This window comes from Shewanella psychromarinicola, from assembly GCF_003855155.1.
In the GTDB taxonomy this organism is placed as follows: domain Bacteria; phylum Pseudomonadota; class Gammaproteobacteria; order Enterobacterales; family Shewanellaceae; genus Shewanella; species Shewanella psychromarinicola.
Genome location: NZ_CP034073.1, coordinates 1,499,958 through 1,515,665, shown reverse-complemented (window position 1 = coordinate 1,515,665; position 15,708 = coordinate 1,499,958). Strand labels below are relative to the sequence as shown.

The following is a 15,708-nucleotide window of genomic DNA, read 5'->3' as shown; positions in this document are numbered from 1 at the left end:
AAGAGGATGAGTAACATAATAAAAGTCGATGATCTTGACGTCATCATAGAAGGCAGCGGCGAAGAAACCATCGTCATGATCCATGGTTGGCCCGATACCTACAGGCTGTGGGACAAACAAGTTGAGGTGCTCAAAGATAAATACCGCTGTGTGCGCTTTACCTTGCCAGGCTATGAACTCGACTCCAACAGAGGCATGTATTCACTAGAAGAAATTATTAGCAAAATTAATTCAGTCGTCGATGCTGTTAGCGATGGTCAGCCCGTTACTTTGTTGCTGCACGATTGGGGCTGCTTCTTTGGTTACCAGTTCTACCTAAGGAATGAAATAAAAGTAAATAGAATCATTGGGGTAGACATTGGTGATGCAGGATCAATAGAACATGAATTAAGCCTTAAAGTGAAGCTATTCATGTTCAGCTACCAGATGTGGCTGGCGTTGGCCTGGAAACTAGGCGGCAGCTTAGGTGATGCCATGACACGCAAGATGGCCAAGATGTTAAAAGCCCCTGGAGATCAAAAGCTAATTACCTCTTCCATGACCTATTCCTATTACTGGAAATGGAGCAAAACCCTCACCGGTAAGCCCCTAGGCAATCTGCCACTCGTTGTTAACTGCCCACTGCTATTTATGTATGGCGAGAACAAGCCCGGCATGTTCCATTCTAAGGAATGGGAACACAAGATGGCGTGTATTCCAGGTAATAAGGTGGTTCCTTTCAATACCCGCCATTGGATCATGGCAGAAGAGCCAGAGGAGTTTAATCGGGTCATGCTCGAATGGTTAGAGCATTAAGCGCCTTCAGCCTTAAAGGAATAATAACAAACATTTATTGTTTATAGGTGCTTTGAGCGTCTTGCTCATAAAAAACGCCAGTTAACCAAAAAAGAGGAGCATTAAATGCGCCTCTTTTTTGTTTATGCTCGGCAATACTCATTGAAAGTCTTTACCGCGGTTTAATCTAGGCCACAGCGTGTAATTGCTTATCATGGGGAATGCTCAATATCACCAGTGCGTTGAGCGCGCCGACTAACGCCAACGCCATATCTGATTGTGTATCCCAAATATAACCTTGAGCGCCCAAGAAGGCCTCGGCATTTTCACCTGTTGCTAGCGCTATTAACCTTGATGAGTGAAAAAATAAAACAAGCAGAACAACAGAGTGGATATGTTATTTTCTTTGTGCTCAAAGGCTAATGATAGTTTTTCGATAACTTAAATTGCCGCTGGCGATACTTAACCCCGATAATAGCAAAGACAAAGAAAACAACAAATAATCCCCACAGCTGAAGCCAAAGTCCTAGCAAGCTGCGCCAGTCGGTGCCCATTTGGGTGAGCTTAAGCAGCCCCATCATGCCTGGTACGGCGGGGATGGTTTGCGACAGCCAGATCAAAGGTGTTGGAATAAGCTCTAATGGCCACACAAAGCCTGAAACAAACAATATCGGCATAGAAATAAGCAACAGCACTTGAGTGGGTAAATCTCTGCGAGTAAATAGGCAACTAAACGCCACACTTGCGGCCGCGGTTGCCAATAAAAAGACACTAATCAACAGGGCTAACTCTATGGGCGAGCCTTGCAGTGTCAAGTCATAGGCATAAAAGCAAAATCCTAGGTAAAAGCTGGTTAAATAAGCATAAATACACAGGAGTGCCACAATTCTGCCACAGACTAACTCTAGCGCCGACACTTGCTGCCAATAACCGTCATGCAACCATTGGCCTGCCCCCAAAATGCCACTGGCGATCAGTAGCGTCTGATGCAATACCAGTAATAATACCGCGGGCACCACATAGGGAAGGTAACCTAAACTTTGGTTAAACACAGGCACAGCATTAAGGGTCACTGGATTGAGGGATAATTCTGCCTGCTTGGCCTGAACCCCTGCACTTAATAAATCCACAAACTGCACCTGTTTAGCCATATCTAGCCCTGAGGCCACTAAACCTCCGGCAATCGCGGAATAGATTAAGAAATAGTTAGCATCGCCGCTATAACTTAAGGTTACCCCTTTACCCAAAATTAAATTCCGACGAAAACCTTCAGGGATCACCAGTAAACCATGGGCTTTATCGGCTTCAATCCACTCCTGGGCGCTGGTTATAGAATCTAATGACGCGGCCAATGCTATCTTAGGGCTGGCATCCACATGGCGGGCCAAAGTGCGGCTAAGACTCGATTTATCTAAGTCCACCAAAACGATTTCTTGCTCAGTCGCCACCTGATTAAGGTAAGGCAAAGGGTAAAGTAATGCATAAAAAATCACCCCACCAAATAAGGTTAATGAAATGGCTTTATCTTTTATTAGGTGCTTAATATCTAAGTAGACTAACTGCCAAAACTGCATTAGATGCCCCTTGATGGTTGCGTAATATCATCGGGCTTATCGGCAGTGCTCATCACAGCCAAGGCTTTTCTTTGCCGCTTAACTAAATAAAATATCACAGGAACAAGCAATAAAAACCCCCAGTAACTGGCCACTTGTTGCAGCATATTAAACCAACTCTGGCCATAACTAACCACCCCAACATGGGTTTCAATATAGTGGCTTGAAGGCATAATTTGACGCCACCATTGGGCTAAAACCGGCATATTTTGAGTGGGAAAGGTAATGCCCATAAAGGGGAATGCTGGGGCAAATAATGCGGTACAAAAACTCACAAGTCGGGTGGCATCTAAGAGTAAAAAGAAGATCGCCAACACAATTAACCATACCGCCGAAATCATAAGGAATTGTGCCAACAATAACTGACCAAACTTACCCGCCAAAGGTAAGGCAAGATATTGATATAAAACGGCTAAAATAAGTTTACCCTGTAAAATAAGCAATGGAGTGTACAGCAAAAACTTAACCCCGATTACCCGCCAAATACCGGCACGATAACATTGCGTTAGCTTGCCTAAACGCACCTCGCGGCTTAAACAGTTGGCAAACACTAGCATAGCTAATAACTGCCCGAGGGCAATTAACACTGGCGGCAATAAAAACACTAGGTAACTCTTGTTCATATTAAATAAAGGCGTCACTTGGCTAGCCACCGGCCTAAGACGAGTTTCTACCTTGACCTTAGGCACCCCAGCGGCCATCTGCTTGATCCCCGCAAGTTCAGACAATCCCGCCCCTAAACTTTGCTGGATTTGGCTTACCAGTAATTTACCCACCAGCAGAAATTGTCCATTGTAACGAATGTCGATAACAGGCTGTTTTGCTGTGAGCAAATCCTTTCTAAGCCCATAGGGCAACACAACCATGGCATATACTTCCGCCTCTTTCATGGCTTGTTGTGCACTGAGTAAATCAGGATAACTAATAGGGGTGATCACCGGGCTTGCCGCTAAGTTACGCCCTAAACTGCGGCTTAGCTGACTCATATCTTGATCAACCAAAGCCACAGGTAAAGCTCGGGGCAGTCCGGCACTAAATAACCACCAGAGCATGAAGATCCCAACTAATGGCAAATAACTCACCAAGGCCAGCTGCCAAGGATCTTGCCATAGGGCCTTAAGCTCTCTGATGACTAACGCACTAAGGGGGGGGCGCATTATCGGTTACCACTGGATCAAGGTTGACATGCCAACACGTAGCCCAGAGATGGGCTCAACAGGCCGCAGTTCAACTTCAAAGGTGCGCATGTCAAAATCATGGCCGCTTTCGGTGGCACGCCAAGTAGCAAAATCTCCCATCACGCTAATATGTGTTACTTGAAAGGGGTAACTCTGTTTGAGTGCAGGCAGTGCTAGGCGAACGTTTTGCCCTAAGGTAAATTCAGATAGCAGATCCTCACGCACCTGAAATACCGCCCAGGCATCTTGCATATCAATCAAGCTCACCACAGGAAATCCACTCGGTGCTAGCTCACCGGCTTGTAATAACACCTCACTCACCTCAGCTTTTTTAGGTGAGCGCATTTGGCTATCGGCTAAAATCGCATTCACCTCGTTAACCGCACCTTCTGCCATACGCGTCTTACCTGCTGCTGCGGCTTTGGTTTCGACGCGCGCACCTTCGGAAGACATTTCATACATGGCATAGGCTGCTTGCTGGGTATATTTGGCGGCCTGCCATTGTGTATAAGCTTCATCGCGCTTTTGCCGTGCAACAACACCTTCATCGAACAGGTTTTCAATTCGTTGATAGGTTTTGGCACTCAGTTCTGTCGCAGCTTTGGCTTTTGACCATTGCTCTTTGGCTGCCGTTATTTGCTGTTGCCTCGCACCATTAATGGTTTGTTGCTGCATAGCCGTTGCCGCGTCGAGACCACCCTGAGCCTGCAGTAACTTAGCATCAAGCTCTGGGCTACTAATAGCAAATAACAGATCACCCTCTTTAACTTTATCCCCACGCCTAACCAGCACTTGCTCTACGCGCCCAGGTACTTTGGAAGAGATATTATATTCTCTGGCTTCAATTTGCCCCTGTAACAATAAAGGTTTTGGCACAAATGCAAGGTGCAGGCCGTAGGCAAGAATACAGCCTAAAGCCACTAACGCCACGGGGGCTAGAATACGGTTAGCTTGCATATCATTTCTCCAAGCTGTTGCTATTATTAATAAATTTATCAAGCTGACCACTTATCGTCATCAGACTCGCATAGGCCTGTAGGTAGCGATATTTGGCAGCTAATTGCTGAGTGTGCACGGCTTTGAGTTTGATTTCAGCATCAACCCTGTCTATGGAAGTCGATAATCCCTGATTAAAGGCAATGTCTCTTAATCGTAGGTTTTCCTTCGCTAAAGCTAAGCTGGTATCGAGGGACTGACTTTCTTCCTCGGCCTGTAACAGTTGACGGTAGTTTTGATCGAGCAGCAAACTGAGATCTTGCTGAGTTTGTGCCTTAGTATAACGAGCTTGCAGCAACGCACTCTTGGCCGCCCGAACCTTACCACTGCGCCCGTCTCGGCTAATAAGCGGCATAGTCAGGCCAACACCTACCATCCAGTCTGGCTCAATATGGGATAAAGTGCTGTCATCTTCATACAAGGTATAGTTACCGTACAGAAACACCTTAGGCTTATACAAGCCTTTTTCCACATCAATCAGCCCTTCCGCTTGAGCTTCCTTCGCTTGAAGTAATTTTAGTGCTGGGTGCTGCGTTAGGGTTAGTTGCGACAAATAAGGCAAAGAAGGCGACTCATCGAGCATGAAAAGTGCCGAATATAAATTTACCGAAGGCAGCTTTAGCATACGTGCCATAGCAATATTGGCCATTTCCCATTGGCGAACTGCGCTGGCTAAATTAATTTTGCCATTGTTGTATGCCACTTCAGCATTGAGCACTTCGACTCTGGCGATTTGCCCTTGCTGTTCGCGCTTAGTGGCATGATCTAAATGCACAGCTAAGGAATCGACTAAGGTCTGGTTAGTTTCCACCGTAGCTTTAGCGACAGCAACACCGTAATAGCGATTCACGAGAAGAAGAAATAACTCTCTTGTCGCCAAGGCCTGCTGCTGTTTTTTCTCCTCCACTTTGGCCTTATGTATCCCTTGAGCCGCGGTGATCTGACCACCGGTATAAATAGGCCACATGGCTTTTAAGCTAGTGCGAAAAATATCTTGCTCTGAAAAGGCAAACTGACTCGGCAGTGCCCCTAACATCTGACCCAGAGCTGGCGGTAAGCTTGTCGCATCGATCCCAAGATCGGCCACATCCAGAGCTAAGGGTTTTTCTAGTAAGGAATAACTGCTAGTGAGCTGTAACGATGGCCAGTCCATGTCTTCACCAGCCTCTTCGAGCCCTTTTGCTCGGGCGACTTGAGCCGATTGGGCCTGCTGTGAATCACTGACTCTTTGTACTTGTTGCCACGCCTTAGCAAATGACAAAGCGACTACCTCATCGGCAAGCAGCGGCTGACTGACAACAGTCAAAACACCCGTAAATGCTAAAGTAGCCAGATTCCTCGTTGGACTGCTAAACAGACGACGAGTAAGGCTTTTAAGCTGCACTTTGGCTAAATTAAAGCGCCCAAGTAGGGCGCGGCTTTGATCATAAAAATTCATACTCATCCTTTTTTAGAGCTTAAACTCTAAATATAGCGCCAAGTATACTCCCATAGGCCATGCAGCTCCATATGTTAAATCAATAGGTCAGTTTTTAGTTGCTACTTTTTTCCAAAATTGACGACCTTGACACCTAAATTACCACCTATAAGCTGTGGCAACTGACAAGAACGAATATCAGGAGTAATAGTAAACCATGTTGCAGCTAGTCGCCAAAACGCGATTGACCAACGTAAAGCGAGTGGCGTAATGCGGTAGCAATCACAGGCGTTTAGAGGAGTTGTTTTCTGTATATTAACCAGAATATCCAAATCTTTAAACACGACCCGCGAGTGTTAACTATCACAGTACATTACTAACAGGTTTTGAAACATCTGCAGCCTCAACTTGACCGCTAATTTAGTACTAAAGTCGAACTTTATTTAGATCATCTTCGTTATGCATTTTACGCTTGCTGGCAACATAATAACAACATACCCCGAACGAATACATTCATAGACCTTGCAAGGGTTCTCGTCAGCCCAGTAATATAGTTTAAAGATATTCTTGCCGAGATTGAGCACTGTTTGAGTCGCAAACATCTCGCGTATAGCGAATAAATAACGATAGGGTAAATCAACCGAATTGCCAATCTCATCAACAATGAGTATGGCTAAATCACTCGTATCATCGAGCTTACCATTTTTGCTTTGCAGCTCATCGGTCGTTTTTTTACAAAACGAAGCATATAAGACTCATTTACTTTACACCCCACATAACACACACAACCGATATTGATTTTCAAACACAAAAAAGCCACGACTGGCGTGGCTTAAATCATTCTATGTTAAATTTGTCTTTACATTTTCAAGTTTGTCTTTGGTTAAAAAGGTAGTTCACGGTAAATTAGAAAAATAAAGAGAGAGTGAGTGAGTGAATGCGTCATCAAATAAGGAACTCAAGACCAAATAGGAGCTACCAATACTTACACTTTAATTGAAGTCGTAAATATCAAGGGCATAACCTTTAAATTTATGGCTTTAGATTTACACAATGGATAATAGACTAGCTACTTCCTTCTGCATCTATTCGTACTTTAATTCACCAAATAAATCGAACATTAGATCACCTTTTAAGACTTCAAATGGTAATTCGACATAATCACTGGTGTGACGCTTTATCGCTTCTCCATCATTTGGTGCATTTTTTGTATAACCGTTTACCTTTTCACCACAACTCTTGATATGAGGAAGCACAACAATCCTACCGTGATTCTTAGATACAATAGTTCCCTCATGCCAAATCGTTTCCATTGAATCGCTTGCTGAATTTTCTGGCGTTGATTTGATTTGCCATTCAAGCAAATTATCTTCATACCAAAATATAAAACCTCCACAAACTAAAACTTTTTTCCCCTCTCTTAAGGCGTCATCAAGCATTCTCTTAACACCTGCAAGCTGTAAGAGCTTATTCGCCCTAGGCAGCAGAATATTACGGATTTCGGCTTTGGCTCTCCCCCAGTGAACATCGGGTTTAATACCAAAACCTTCAGCGATTTTTGCTCTGTGAAATAATTTTAACTCTTTTTGAGTTGTTCTCTTGGTTGTAGTCCAATCATATTCACCATATCTAAACAGAGTTAATTTGTACTTAGGAATAGAAACAACGGTTGTATACGGATAAGTACTCAAAGCCGCCATCAATGGCTCCCTGCTAGATTCGTATTTTACAATCAAGTCTTCACTATTAGGTCGTGGGTAATTTTGATTTCTTAAGAGTGCCTGACTAAGCATCAACTGCTCTTCATTAGCTAACCTTAAACTTCTAGTAACCTCTTTTTCGATCTTCAACTTAATGGAATTCAAAATAGCGCCATCTAGTTGCACAGAGTCAAGAGAGCTGGCCACATCCAATTCCAGATTGCTTTTGTCAACAAACTCAATGATTTCTTTATAAGATTTGAAATGAGCGACTTGATAACCAAACTTATAATCGTACCACTTAAGCTTATAATCTGGCTTTATAACTAAGACCTTCACATAATAGAAATCATTACGACTATGTTCAGGCTCAAAACTATATCCAACAACGATATCGTCACTTGATGGAAAATATACATACCTCATAAAACCACCACCATTTGATTTATAGTGAAAGCAGGCATTAAGAACAATTTAGCTAAACTGACACAATAAAGACTCTATTGGTTCTCAATCTACCGTCTTAGTATTTGTTACCGTCTTAGTATCTGCTACCGTCTTGGTATCTGCTAACTTCTTCGCATCTGCTACCTTCTGGGGGTCTACTACCTTCTGGGGGTCTACTACCTTCGGGGTTTCTACTACCTTCGGGGTTTCTACTACCTTCGGGATATCTACTACCTTCTGGGGGTCTACAGCCTTCAGGGTGTCTGCTACCGTCTTAGTATCGCCTGCCTTCTGAGAAGTTAAAACGGCCTTCTCTTTATTAGCATCATTTAGTGAGTCTGCTGACTTAGGCTTTCCCAGAGTAAAATATCCAATAATAAAAGAGATAACGACAATTGAAGCCGTTGCCATCCACCATCGAACATACCTTTTTATCTGGGTATCAAGATAATCTTTATTATTTGCTAACACTGGGTCAACAGAGTCATCAATTTCACTATCCATTATTATCTTTTTGTAATTAAGATTTAGGATTTCCTTGATTGTTTTTGAAGCAGCTTCAAATCGTTTTTTAGCCTCATGCGCTGTCATTACTAACCACATCGATGATACTAGGCAAAGTATGACGACAACAGCTAAGTAGACACCAGAAAAAATATTTTCACTCCCGTTGTCCTTAACTCCATTGACAACAACCACTGTCAATATAAATGTTAATATAACAAATACATTGTTCTTGAAAACATCCAGCAAATCATCCGCAATAGCGTACGTTTTAGTTGTTGATTCAATGATAATCTCGCCAATTTTATTCTTCACATCCAAATAATTTTGAATATTTCCCTTGAGATATATTTGGTAATTAGATCTAACGGTATTCCAAACCTCATTATCAAATTTTATGCTGCCACTATCATCTAGGTGAATAGAAAGTACATTTCTCAATAAACCAATTTTATCTGCGCAACTTCCACCTTCGAATGACCATGACATTAGTTTGTAAAGCACTTCACTATCAACTTCCACATCCGAGAATACCACCGACTCACAAGATATAGTTTTAAAGCCACAAATTCTGTAGGCAAGCTCATTCTCAGATTTGAATCCTGAAGTATTAGCCATAAACATCAGGGATAGCACCCCACAAGCCTTACTAAAGAATTTGTTAATCACCTGATTTTCAGCATTAACCACCAAATAAAAATCACTAGGTAGAACTTTTAAATTAACATCCATTACATTGGAGTTCTCACTAAGCATCTCCAAGAAAGCATATCTTTTCTTGTCATTCAAAAAATCTGATTTAACTATTGGCTGACCAGACTGGTAAAAATACATCCCACTTGAATAAAACGGCATAATTGTTGAAAAAACTTCAAACAACAACTTCCCATTGTGAATGGCCGAAAGTGTCACAAACATATCTTTCAGTGGAGAAATGCTCAGATACTTTGCGAAGACCCCCATAAAATACACAGACACAGTGTTGTCGTTAATGACCTTTTTAATATTAACTATAATTTCACATTCATCGTCATCGTCATCGTCATTGTCTTCGAGGTGTTTAGTCAACACTTGCAGACTTTCTGGTGATGTATTCGATATTCTGACGGAAGCGCCAGAAATATCCAAGAACAGCTCAAAGCTATCCCTAATAGAGAGCGATTTCAGTTCATCGAACAGCTTTGTGACAAATGCACCTTGCGGCCTATTAAAAACAGCCTTTATATAGAGCTGCTCAAAGGTCTCTTTAACCTCTAGGTTAAATGGAGAGGTATTTACAGAAAAAAAGTCGTAAAGCATTAATCTAAACTCTTTCTTTCTTAGTGAAACGTTTAAACCCTTCAGGTGAGTTTATGACAACCAACTCTTTACCTGAAGCTGTTATTTCTGACCAAATTTTATCGTCCATATTTTCAATCCCCCCCTCAACAACAAGAGATATTTCCGTTGACAATACGTAGTTTGACCGCTTGAAATTAACCAGCTCTGGAGCCAAAGTAAACCGAGTGTCAAAGTTTTTTTTCTCAGGCAACTTGCCTAACTTTTCCTTTAATTTTGGCAGCTTTATTTTTAGTTCTTTATCTACTGGTTCGTAGTTACCAAACGTATTTTCTATAAACTCATCATATTTCATTTCACCATTTTGCTTAAAAGCTGCGATAGTTGCATTTCTGAGAATATTATGGTCTACAGGGAAGGATTTTTTAAGTCTATCTACTTCCCTCAAAACTTCCTTAGAGGCAGTTTCGGTATTTAGAGCATTAGTTCGCAGCTCTTTCAATTCAAGGAAGTCACTCCACCAATAATGAGAAGGTTTAGTGTTGGTATCATAAACAAAGACACTCTGAGGGATTCCATCTGTAATGGTCTAATGAAACTGTAGAGATTTATAGCTTAAAATAAGCAAAATCTTAAAGGTATTTATTATGATTAGAAAAACTAAAATCACTGTCAGCCCTCTTCAAAAATTAGAATATGCCAAGCTGATGGTCGAACAGGGTTACACGAACAAGCAAATTGAAGATATGTCAGGTGCAGGTAAATCTGCGGTGTCTAGATGGAAAGTGCAGTACCAGGCTGAATTAGCCGGTAAAACACCGAAAAATGTCAAAGCATTAACTGAAGAACAACGAAGAATACAGCTTCTAGAAGCCCAACTAAAACAAGCCATGAGGGATAATGATATCTTAAAAAAGGCTGCAGCTTTCTTCATTCGAGACAATCAAAACTTAAAATGATGCGCGAAGTAAAGAAAGCAAACCCAGGCTTTAAAATGAGTGAATTATGCCGAGTATTCGAGATCAGTTGTAGTAGTCTCTATTACAAACCGATCCCAAAAAGCGTTGAAAAACAGGCTCAGATACAATTGATAGAGCAAGCTTTCTCTGAGTCACACTCGACGTATGGCAAACGTCGAATACAGGCTGATTTATTAGATTTAAATTGTAAGGTTGGGGTTTACGCCATAGCTAGCGTAATGAAAAAATTGGGATTAATAGCGATTAAGCCAAAGAAAAAGCATTACTATCCAAATCAAGGTGAGGAGCAAGTTTACGCACCTAATTTGCTTAGACGACAGTTTAACCCTACGACTTATAATACCCATTGGGTGGGTGATATTACCTATATAAAATCACATCAGGGGTGGAGTTATTTAGCCTGTGTACTTGATTTAGGGACCAAAGAAATCGTTGGGTATGCCTTATCAAGCCAACCCAATGCAGCGTTAGCGACAGCGGCATTAAATAACGCGATACAACGTCAGAGGCCAAATACACAGGAGTTGATGTTTCACTCAGACCAGGGTTGTCAGTACTCAGCTAAGGTGTTCAGAGAAAAGCTAAAGCACTTAGGCATTGAACAAAGTATGAGTCGTAGAGGAAATTGTTGGGATAATGCGGTGATGGAACGATTTTTTAGGAGTTTAAAGACTGAAAGATTAAACCGTTTAGCTTTTACCAATCACAGCGCAGTAGTGAGCGTGGTTGAGCAATATATTCAGTTCTACAATTACAAACGCAGACATTCGGCAATAGATTATAAGACGCCACATCAGAAATATAATGAGTTAAAAAAAGCGGCTTAAAATCTCTCCAGAAATACTTGACCATTACAATCCGCATCATAATCGACTTTACAAGCTTTATATATTTTATTAGCGACAGAAAGACCTATTTTCTTTTTAAAATCAACTTCATCAAGGAAAACCTGATGTTCCAGTTTTACACCCAGATAAGATATTAATGAACCCTCTCGATACAAAAACTGTAAAAAACTTCCCTTTTTTACATGACCTTTACCACTCTTACCTAAATGACCATAATTCTTATCCGTCTCCACCTCTTTATCAAGTAACCGATTTGCAATGTTGGAAGCAAATAGATTAATAGATAGGTCTTGATCTTGATTGTATGATTCAAGCGCTCTATAAAACTCAGTGGTTTCTCTGACAAAACCGTAAGCACGCTTCTGTTCTTTTTCATTAATCTCCTCAAGTAATTCAGACAAGTACCCCTCTAAATCTGAATCCACACCCGATATAGGTATGAGATGGCAGTTTTTCGATTCCACATCAATCTGATGTAAAACGGTACTTACAATCCGTTGAGGTTGAGGTTGAGGTTGAGGTTGAGCACTCGCTTTAGGCTCTTCAGACATAGCTAATTCCATTTTACTACCTTAGTATTCGATGATTATTATTTGCGCATATTACTCGCTCTGCACAAATTATACAGTGACTACATGCAAAAAAGTCAATAAAAAACAGGAAGTAGTAAACATCAGCATAAAATCCTGCGTAACAGCAACAATTCTTGGTTTATAAGTCAAGCAGCTAGAGATTCGGACACATTTTACTTATGTTGGCGTTTTCATAGCCCTGAATCTGCTAGAACATATCGTTTATTGAAAAACAAAAACATGCAACAGCTTAGGCACCATACAAGTACTCTATATACATTTTAGCTTTTGAGTTAATTTATCCGTTAAATTACCAATCCCTTCTCCATTTTTTAGGTATACCTGAACCCGATGCCCCTGTAAATCTGATGGAATATGCTCTAGAGTTTGACTTATTGGTATAACGATTTTCCCAAGAGTATGTGCAATCCCCACTTCATACATAACATTTGGATTTCGATTTGAAAAATCAGCTATTACAATTTTAGACCTGTATATCAATGAGAAAATGTCTTGAAGTATTGAGGAGTGCTCCCATATATCGTCAGCTCTTTGGCCCCCTGTGTCAGGATTGTTGTCACCCCTTAAAATCATCCAATAATTAAATAGAGGGGGCGGTCAATGAGAGCTCAATGGCACGATATTCATCTGAACGTAAAGAAGCAGTTTTAAAGAAGTTATTGCCTCCCCACAATATGACCGTCATGGAAGTGGCACGTAGTGAAGGGATCGCCTACCAAACCCTGTATCATTGGCGCGATAAAGCTAAAAAAGAGGGTCGCCCAGTGCCAGGTAAAAAATTGACCAGTAATGATTGGTCGGCCGAAGCTAAGTTTGCCGTTCTCATTGAAACAGCGCCAATGTCTGAAGCTGAAGTAAGCCAATATTGCCGAGAAAATGGTTTGTTTCGAGAACAAGTTCAGCAGTGGAAACAAGATTGTTTAGGGGGCTTTACGACAAGTGAAGTTCAAGCCAAAACGATTAAGCAGCAAGCCAAATCAGACAAAGCAGAAATCAAATCCCTGCAACGAGAGCTACGCTACAAAGAGAAGGCGTTAGCAGAAACAGCGGCTTTACTGGTGCTTAGAAAAAAGCTCAATGCGCTTTGGGAGGACGACAACGAGGAGAGTTAACGCCTTTGCCTAAGCGCATAACATTGGTGAATTTAATACAAGAAGCGTATGCCCACGGTGCACGTCTTTACAAGGCTTGCGCTGAAGCAGAGCTAAGTAAGCGGACGTATCGGCGCTGGTATCGAGCAGGAAAAGTACAAGCTGATTTAAGGCCCTCGGCGGTAAGACAGGAGCCAGCCAACAAGCTTAGTGATGACGAGGAAAAGCTGATACTGGCAACCTCGAATGAGGCAAGGTTTGCGAGTCTACCTCCCTCACAAATCGTGCCGACGCTGCTTGATGAAGGGGTCTATATCGCTTCAGAGTCGAGTTTTTACCGAGTGTTAAAAGCCAATGCTCAATTAAATCGACGTGGACGAAGCCAAAGCATAACAAAAAGAAGTAAACCAGATGCTTATGTTGCAGATGGGCCGAACAAAGTGTGGTCTTGGGATATCACTTATTTAGCTTCGGTCATCAAAGGACGCTTTTATTATCTATATATGTTTGAGGATATTTATAGCCGTAAGGTTGTGGGTTATGAAGTCCATGAACGTGAATGTGGTGAGCTAGCGGCCGAGTTAATGCAACGCAATATGCTGCGTGAGCAATGCTTTAAGAAGCCACTGGTATTGCACTCAGATAATGGTGCTCCGATGAAGTCGTTAACAATGAAAGCCAAGCTTGAAGAGTTAGGCGTTACCGCGTCATTAAGCCGCCCGAGTGTCAGTAACGATAACCCTTACTCCGAGTCGCTGTTTAGAACATTAAAGTATCGGCCAGAATGGCCTAGCTCTGGCTTTAAAAGCATCACCGAAGCACGAGAATGGGTCGAAGTATTTGTGACTTGGTACAATACTAAGCATAAACACAGCAAGCTCAACTTTGTGTCACCGAGTGAGCGTCATGCGATGCAAGACAGGACTATTTTATCTAAGCGTGAGATAGTGCTAGAGGAAGCGAGGTCAAGAAATCCTAAACGCTGGCCAAACGGTATAAGGAATTGTGACGCTGTAGGTGAAGTCACACTGAACTGTAATGGTCAAGTATTTCTGGAGAGATTTTAAGCCGCTTTTTTTAACTCATTATATTTCTGATGTGGCGTCTTATAATCTATTGCCGAATGTCTGCGTTTGTAATTGTAGAACTGAATATATTGCTCAACCACGCTCACTACTGCGCTGTGATTGGTAAAAGCTAAACGGTTTAATCTTTCAGTCTTTAAACTCCTAAAAAATCGTTCCATCACCGCATTATCCCAACAATTTCCTCTACGACTCATACTTTGTTCAATGCCTAAGTGCTTTAGCTTTTCTCTGAACACCTTAGCTGAGTACTGACAACCCTGGTCTGAGTGAAACATCAACTCCTGTGTATTTGGCCTCTGACGTTGTATCGCGTTATTTAATGCCGCTGTCGCTAACGCTGCATTGGGTTGGCTTGATAAGGCATACCCAACGATTTCTTTGGTCCCTAAATCAAGTACACAGGCTAAATAACTCCACCCCTGATGTGATTTTATATAGGTAATATCACCCACCCAATGGGTATTATAAGTCGTAGGGTTAAACTGTCGTCTAAGCAAATTAGGTGCGTAAACTTGCTCCTCACCTTGATTTGGATAGTAATGCTTTTTCTTTGGCTTAATCGCTATTAATCCCAATTTTTTCATTACGCTAGCTATGGCGTAAACCCCAACCTTACAATTTAAATCTAATAAATCAGCCTGTATTCGACGTTTGCCATACGTCGAGTGTGACTCAGAGAAAGCTTGCTCTATCAATTGTATCTGAGCCTGTTTTTCAACGCTTTTTGGGATCGGTTTGTAATAGAGACTACTACAACTGATCTCGAATACTCGGCATAATTCACTCATTTTAAAGCCTGGGTTTGCTTTCTTTACTTCGCGCATCATTTTAAGTTTTGATTGTCTCGAATGAAGAAAGCTGCAGCCTTTTTTAAGATATCATTATCCCTCATGGCTTGTTTTAGTTGGGCTTCTAGAAGCTGTATTCTTCGTTGTTCTTCAGTTAATGCTTTGACATTTTTCGGTGTTTTACCGGCTAATTCAGCCTGGTACTGCACTTTCCATCTAGACACCGCAGATTTACCTGCACCTGACATATCTTCAATTTGCTTGTTCGTGTAACCCTGTTCGACCATCAGCTTGGCATATTCTAATTTTTGAAGAGGGCTGACAGTGATTTTAGTTTTTCTAATCATAATAAATACCTTTAAGATTTTGCTTATTTTAAGCTATAAATCTCTACAGTTTCATTAGACCATTAC

12 protein-coding genes and 1 pseudogene are annotated in these 15,708 nt (G+C 41.6%); 3 read left to right on the top strand and 10 right to left on the bottom strand.

Annotated elements, in window-relative coordinates; translation table 11 throughout:
- Window positions 1-6 precede the first annotated feature (6 nt).
- Complete coding sequence (locus EGC80_RS06555) at window positions 7-795, top strand: alpha/beta fold hydrolase (RefSeq protein ID WP_124014074.1); 789 nt, start codon at window positions 7-9, stop codon at window positions 793-795.
- Window positions 796-961: 166 nt separating this feature from the next.
- On the opposite strand, the pseudogene EGC80_RS06550 reads toward EGC80_RS06555, so the two are convergent.
- The 8 genes and pseudogenes from EGC80_RS06550 to EGC80_RS06515 all read right to left on the bottom strand — a co-directional run.
- Window positions 962-1,120, bottom strand: a pseudogene (locus tag EGC80_RS06550) (DUF2238 domain-containing protein); the annotation flags it as partial.
- A 73-nt stretch (window positions 1,121-1,193) separates the two neighbouring features.
- Window positions 1,194-2,348: an ABC transporter permease gene (locus EGC80_RS06545; protein ID WP_124014073.1), complete on the bottom strand. Its 1,155-nt coding sequence runs from the start codon at window positions 2,346-2,348 to the stop codon at window positions 1,194-1,196.
- Window positions 2,348-3,544, bottom strand: coding sequence for an ABC transporter permease (locus EGC80_RS06540; RefSeq protein ID WP_101033837.1), 1,197 nt, complete (start codon window positions 3,542-3,544; stop codon window positions 2,348-2,350). Before EGC80_RS06540 ends, EGC80_RS06545 begins: the two co-directional genes overlap by 1 nt.
- A 6-nt stretch (window positions 3,545-3,550) precedes the next feature.
- Entirely contained in the window at window positions 3,551-4,522 is a 972-nt protein-coding gene (locus EGC80_RS06535) for an HlyD family secretion protein (protein WP_124014072.1), read from the bottom strand.
- A gap of 1 nt (window position 4,523) precedes the next feature.
- Window positions 4,524-5,999 carry a TolC family protein gene (locus EGC80_RS06530; protein WP_124014071.1) on the bottom strand — a complete coding sequence of 492 codons (1,476 nt, stop codon included), beginning with the start codon at window positions 5,997-5,999 and terminating at the stop codon, window positions 4,524-4,526.
- A 1,064-nt stretch (window positions 6,000-7,063) separates the two neighbouring features.
- Window positions 7,064-8,104 carry a hypothetical protein gene (locus EGC80_RS06525; protein WP_124014070.1) on the bottom strand — a complete coding sequence of 347 codons (1,041 nt, stop codon included), beginning with the start codon at window positions 8,102-8,104 and terminating at the stop codon, window positions 7,064-7,066.
- Between the two features lie 84 nt (window positions 8,105-8,188).
- Window positions 8,189-9,928, bottom strand: coding sequence for a hypothetical protein (locus EGC80_RS06520; RefSeq protein WP_124014069.1), 1,740 nt, complete (start codon window positions 9,926-9,928; stop codon window positions 8,189-8,191).
- 4 nt (window positions 9,929-9,932) lie between these two features.
- Window positions 9,933-10,409, bottom strand: coding sequence for a hypothetical protein (locus tag EGC80_RS06515; protein ID WP_124014068.1), 477 nt, complete (start codon window positions 10,407-10,409; stop codon window positions 9,933-9,935).
- 145 nt (window positions 10,410-10,554) lie between these two features.
- Between EGC80_RS06515 and EGC80_RS06510 the strand changes: the two genes are divergently transcribed.
- A protein-coding gene (locus EGC80_RS06510) for an IS3 family transposase (RefSeq protein WP_407695556.1) occupies window positions 10,555-11,714 on the top strand; the annotation gives its coding sequence in 2 pieces (ribosomal slippage) (window positions 10,555-10,828 and window positions 10,828-11,714; 1,161 coding nt in all).
- Here the strand turns inward: EGC80_RS06510 and EGC80_RS06505 are convergent.
- The gene (locus EGC80_RS06505; protein ID WP_124014354.1) at window positions 11,711-12,298 is read right to left on the bottom strand and encodes a hypothetical protein; all 588 of its coding nucleotides are present in this window, start codon (window positions 12,296-12,298) and stop codon (window positions 11,711-11,713) included. The two genes, EGC80_RS06510 and EGC80_RS06505, sit on opposite strands and share 4 nt — an antisense overlap.
- A gap of 641 nt (window positions 12,299-12,939) precedes the next feature.
- Here EGC80_RS06505 and EGC80_RS06495 point away from each other — a divergent pair.
- A protein-coding gene (locus EGC80_RS06495) for an IS3 family transposase (protein WP_233768604.1) occupies window positions 12,940-14,486 on the top strand; the annotation gives its coding sequence in 2 pieces (ribosomal slippage) (window positions 12,940-13,402 and window positions 13,402-14,486; 1,548 coding nt in all).
- Here EGC80_RS06495 and EGC80_RS06490 read toward each other — a convergent pair.
- Window positions 14,483-15,642, bottom strand: a protein-coding gene (locus EGC80_RS06490; protein WP_407695556.1) for an IS3 family transposase whose coding sequence is annotated in 2 segments (ribosomal slippage) — window positions 14,483-15,369 and window positions 15,369-15,642 — 1,161 coding nt in all. Because the reading frame shifts where the segments join, the coding sequence is not laid out codon by codon here. The genes EGC80_RS06495 and EGC80_RS06490 overlap by 4 nt on opposite strands.
- Window positions 15,643-15,708 lie beyond the last annotated feature (66 nt).

Bases quoted from the DNA above. Each gene is read 5' to 3' on its own strand.
- EGC80_RS06555 (WP_124014074.1), top strand. From the start codon at position 7: ATGAGTAACATAATAAAAGTCGATGATCTTGACGTCATCATAGAAGGC.
- EGC80_RS06545 (WP_124014073.1), bottom strand. From the start codon at position 2,348: ATGCAGTTTTGGCAGTTAGTCTACTTAGATATTAAGCACCTAATAAAA.
- EGC80_RS06540 (WP_101033837.1), bottom strand. From the start codon at position 3,544: ATGCGCCCCCCCCTTAGTGCGTTAGTCATCAGAGAGCTTAAGGCCCTA.
- EGC80_RS06535 (WP_124014072.1), bottom strand. From the start codon at position 4,522: ATGCAAGCTAACCGTATTCTAGCCCCCGTGGCGTTAGTGGCTTTAGGC.
- EGC80_RS06530 (WP_124014071.1), bottom strand. From the start codon at position 5,999: ATGAATTTTTATGATCAAAGCCGCGCCCTACTTGGGCGCTTTAATTTA.
- EGC80_RS06525 (WP_124014070.1), bottom strand. From the start codon at position 8,104: ATGAGGTATGTATATTTTCCATCAAGTGACGATATCGTTGTTGGATAT.
- EGC80_RS06520 (WP_124014069.1), bottom strand. From the start codon at position 9,928: ATGCTTTACGACTTTTTTTCTGTAAATACCTCTCCATTTAACCTAGAG.
- EGC80_RS06505 (WP_124014354.1), bottom strand. From the start codon at position 12,298: ATGGAATTAGCTATGTCTGAAGAGCCTAAAGCGAGTGCTCAACCTCAA.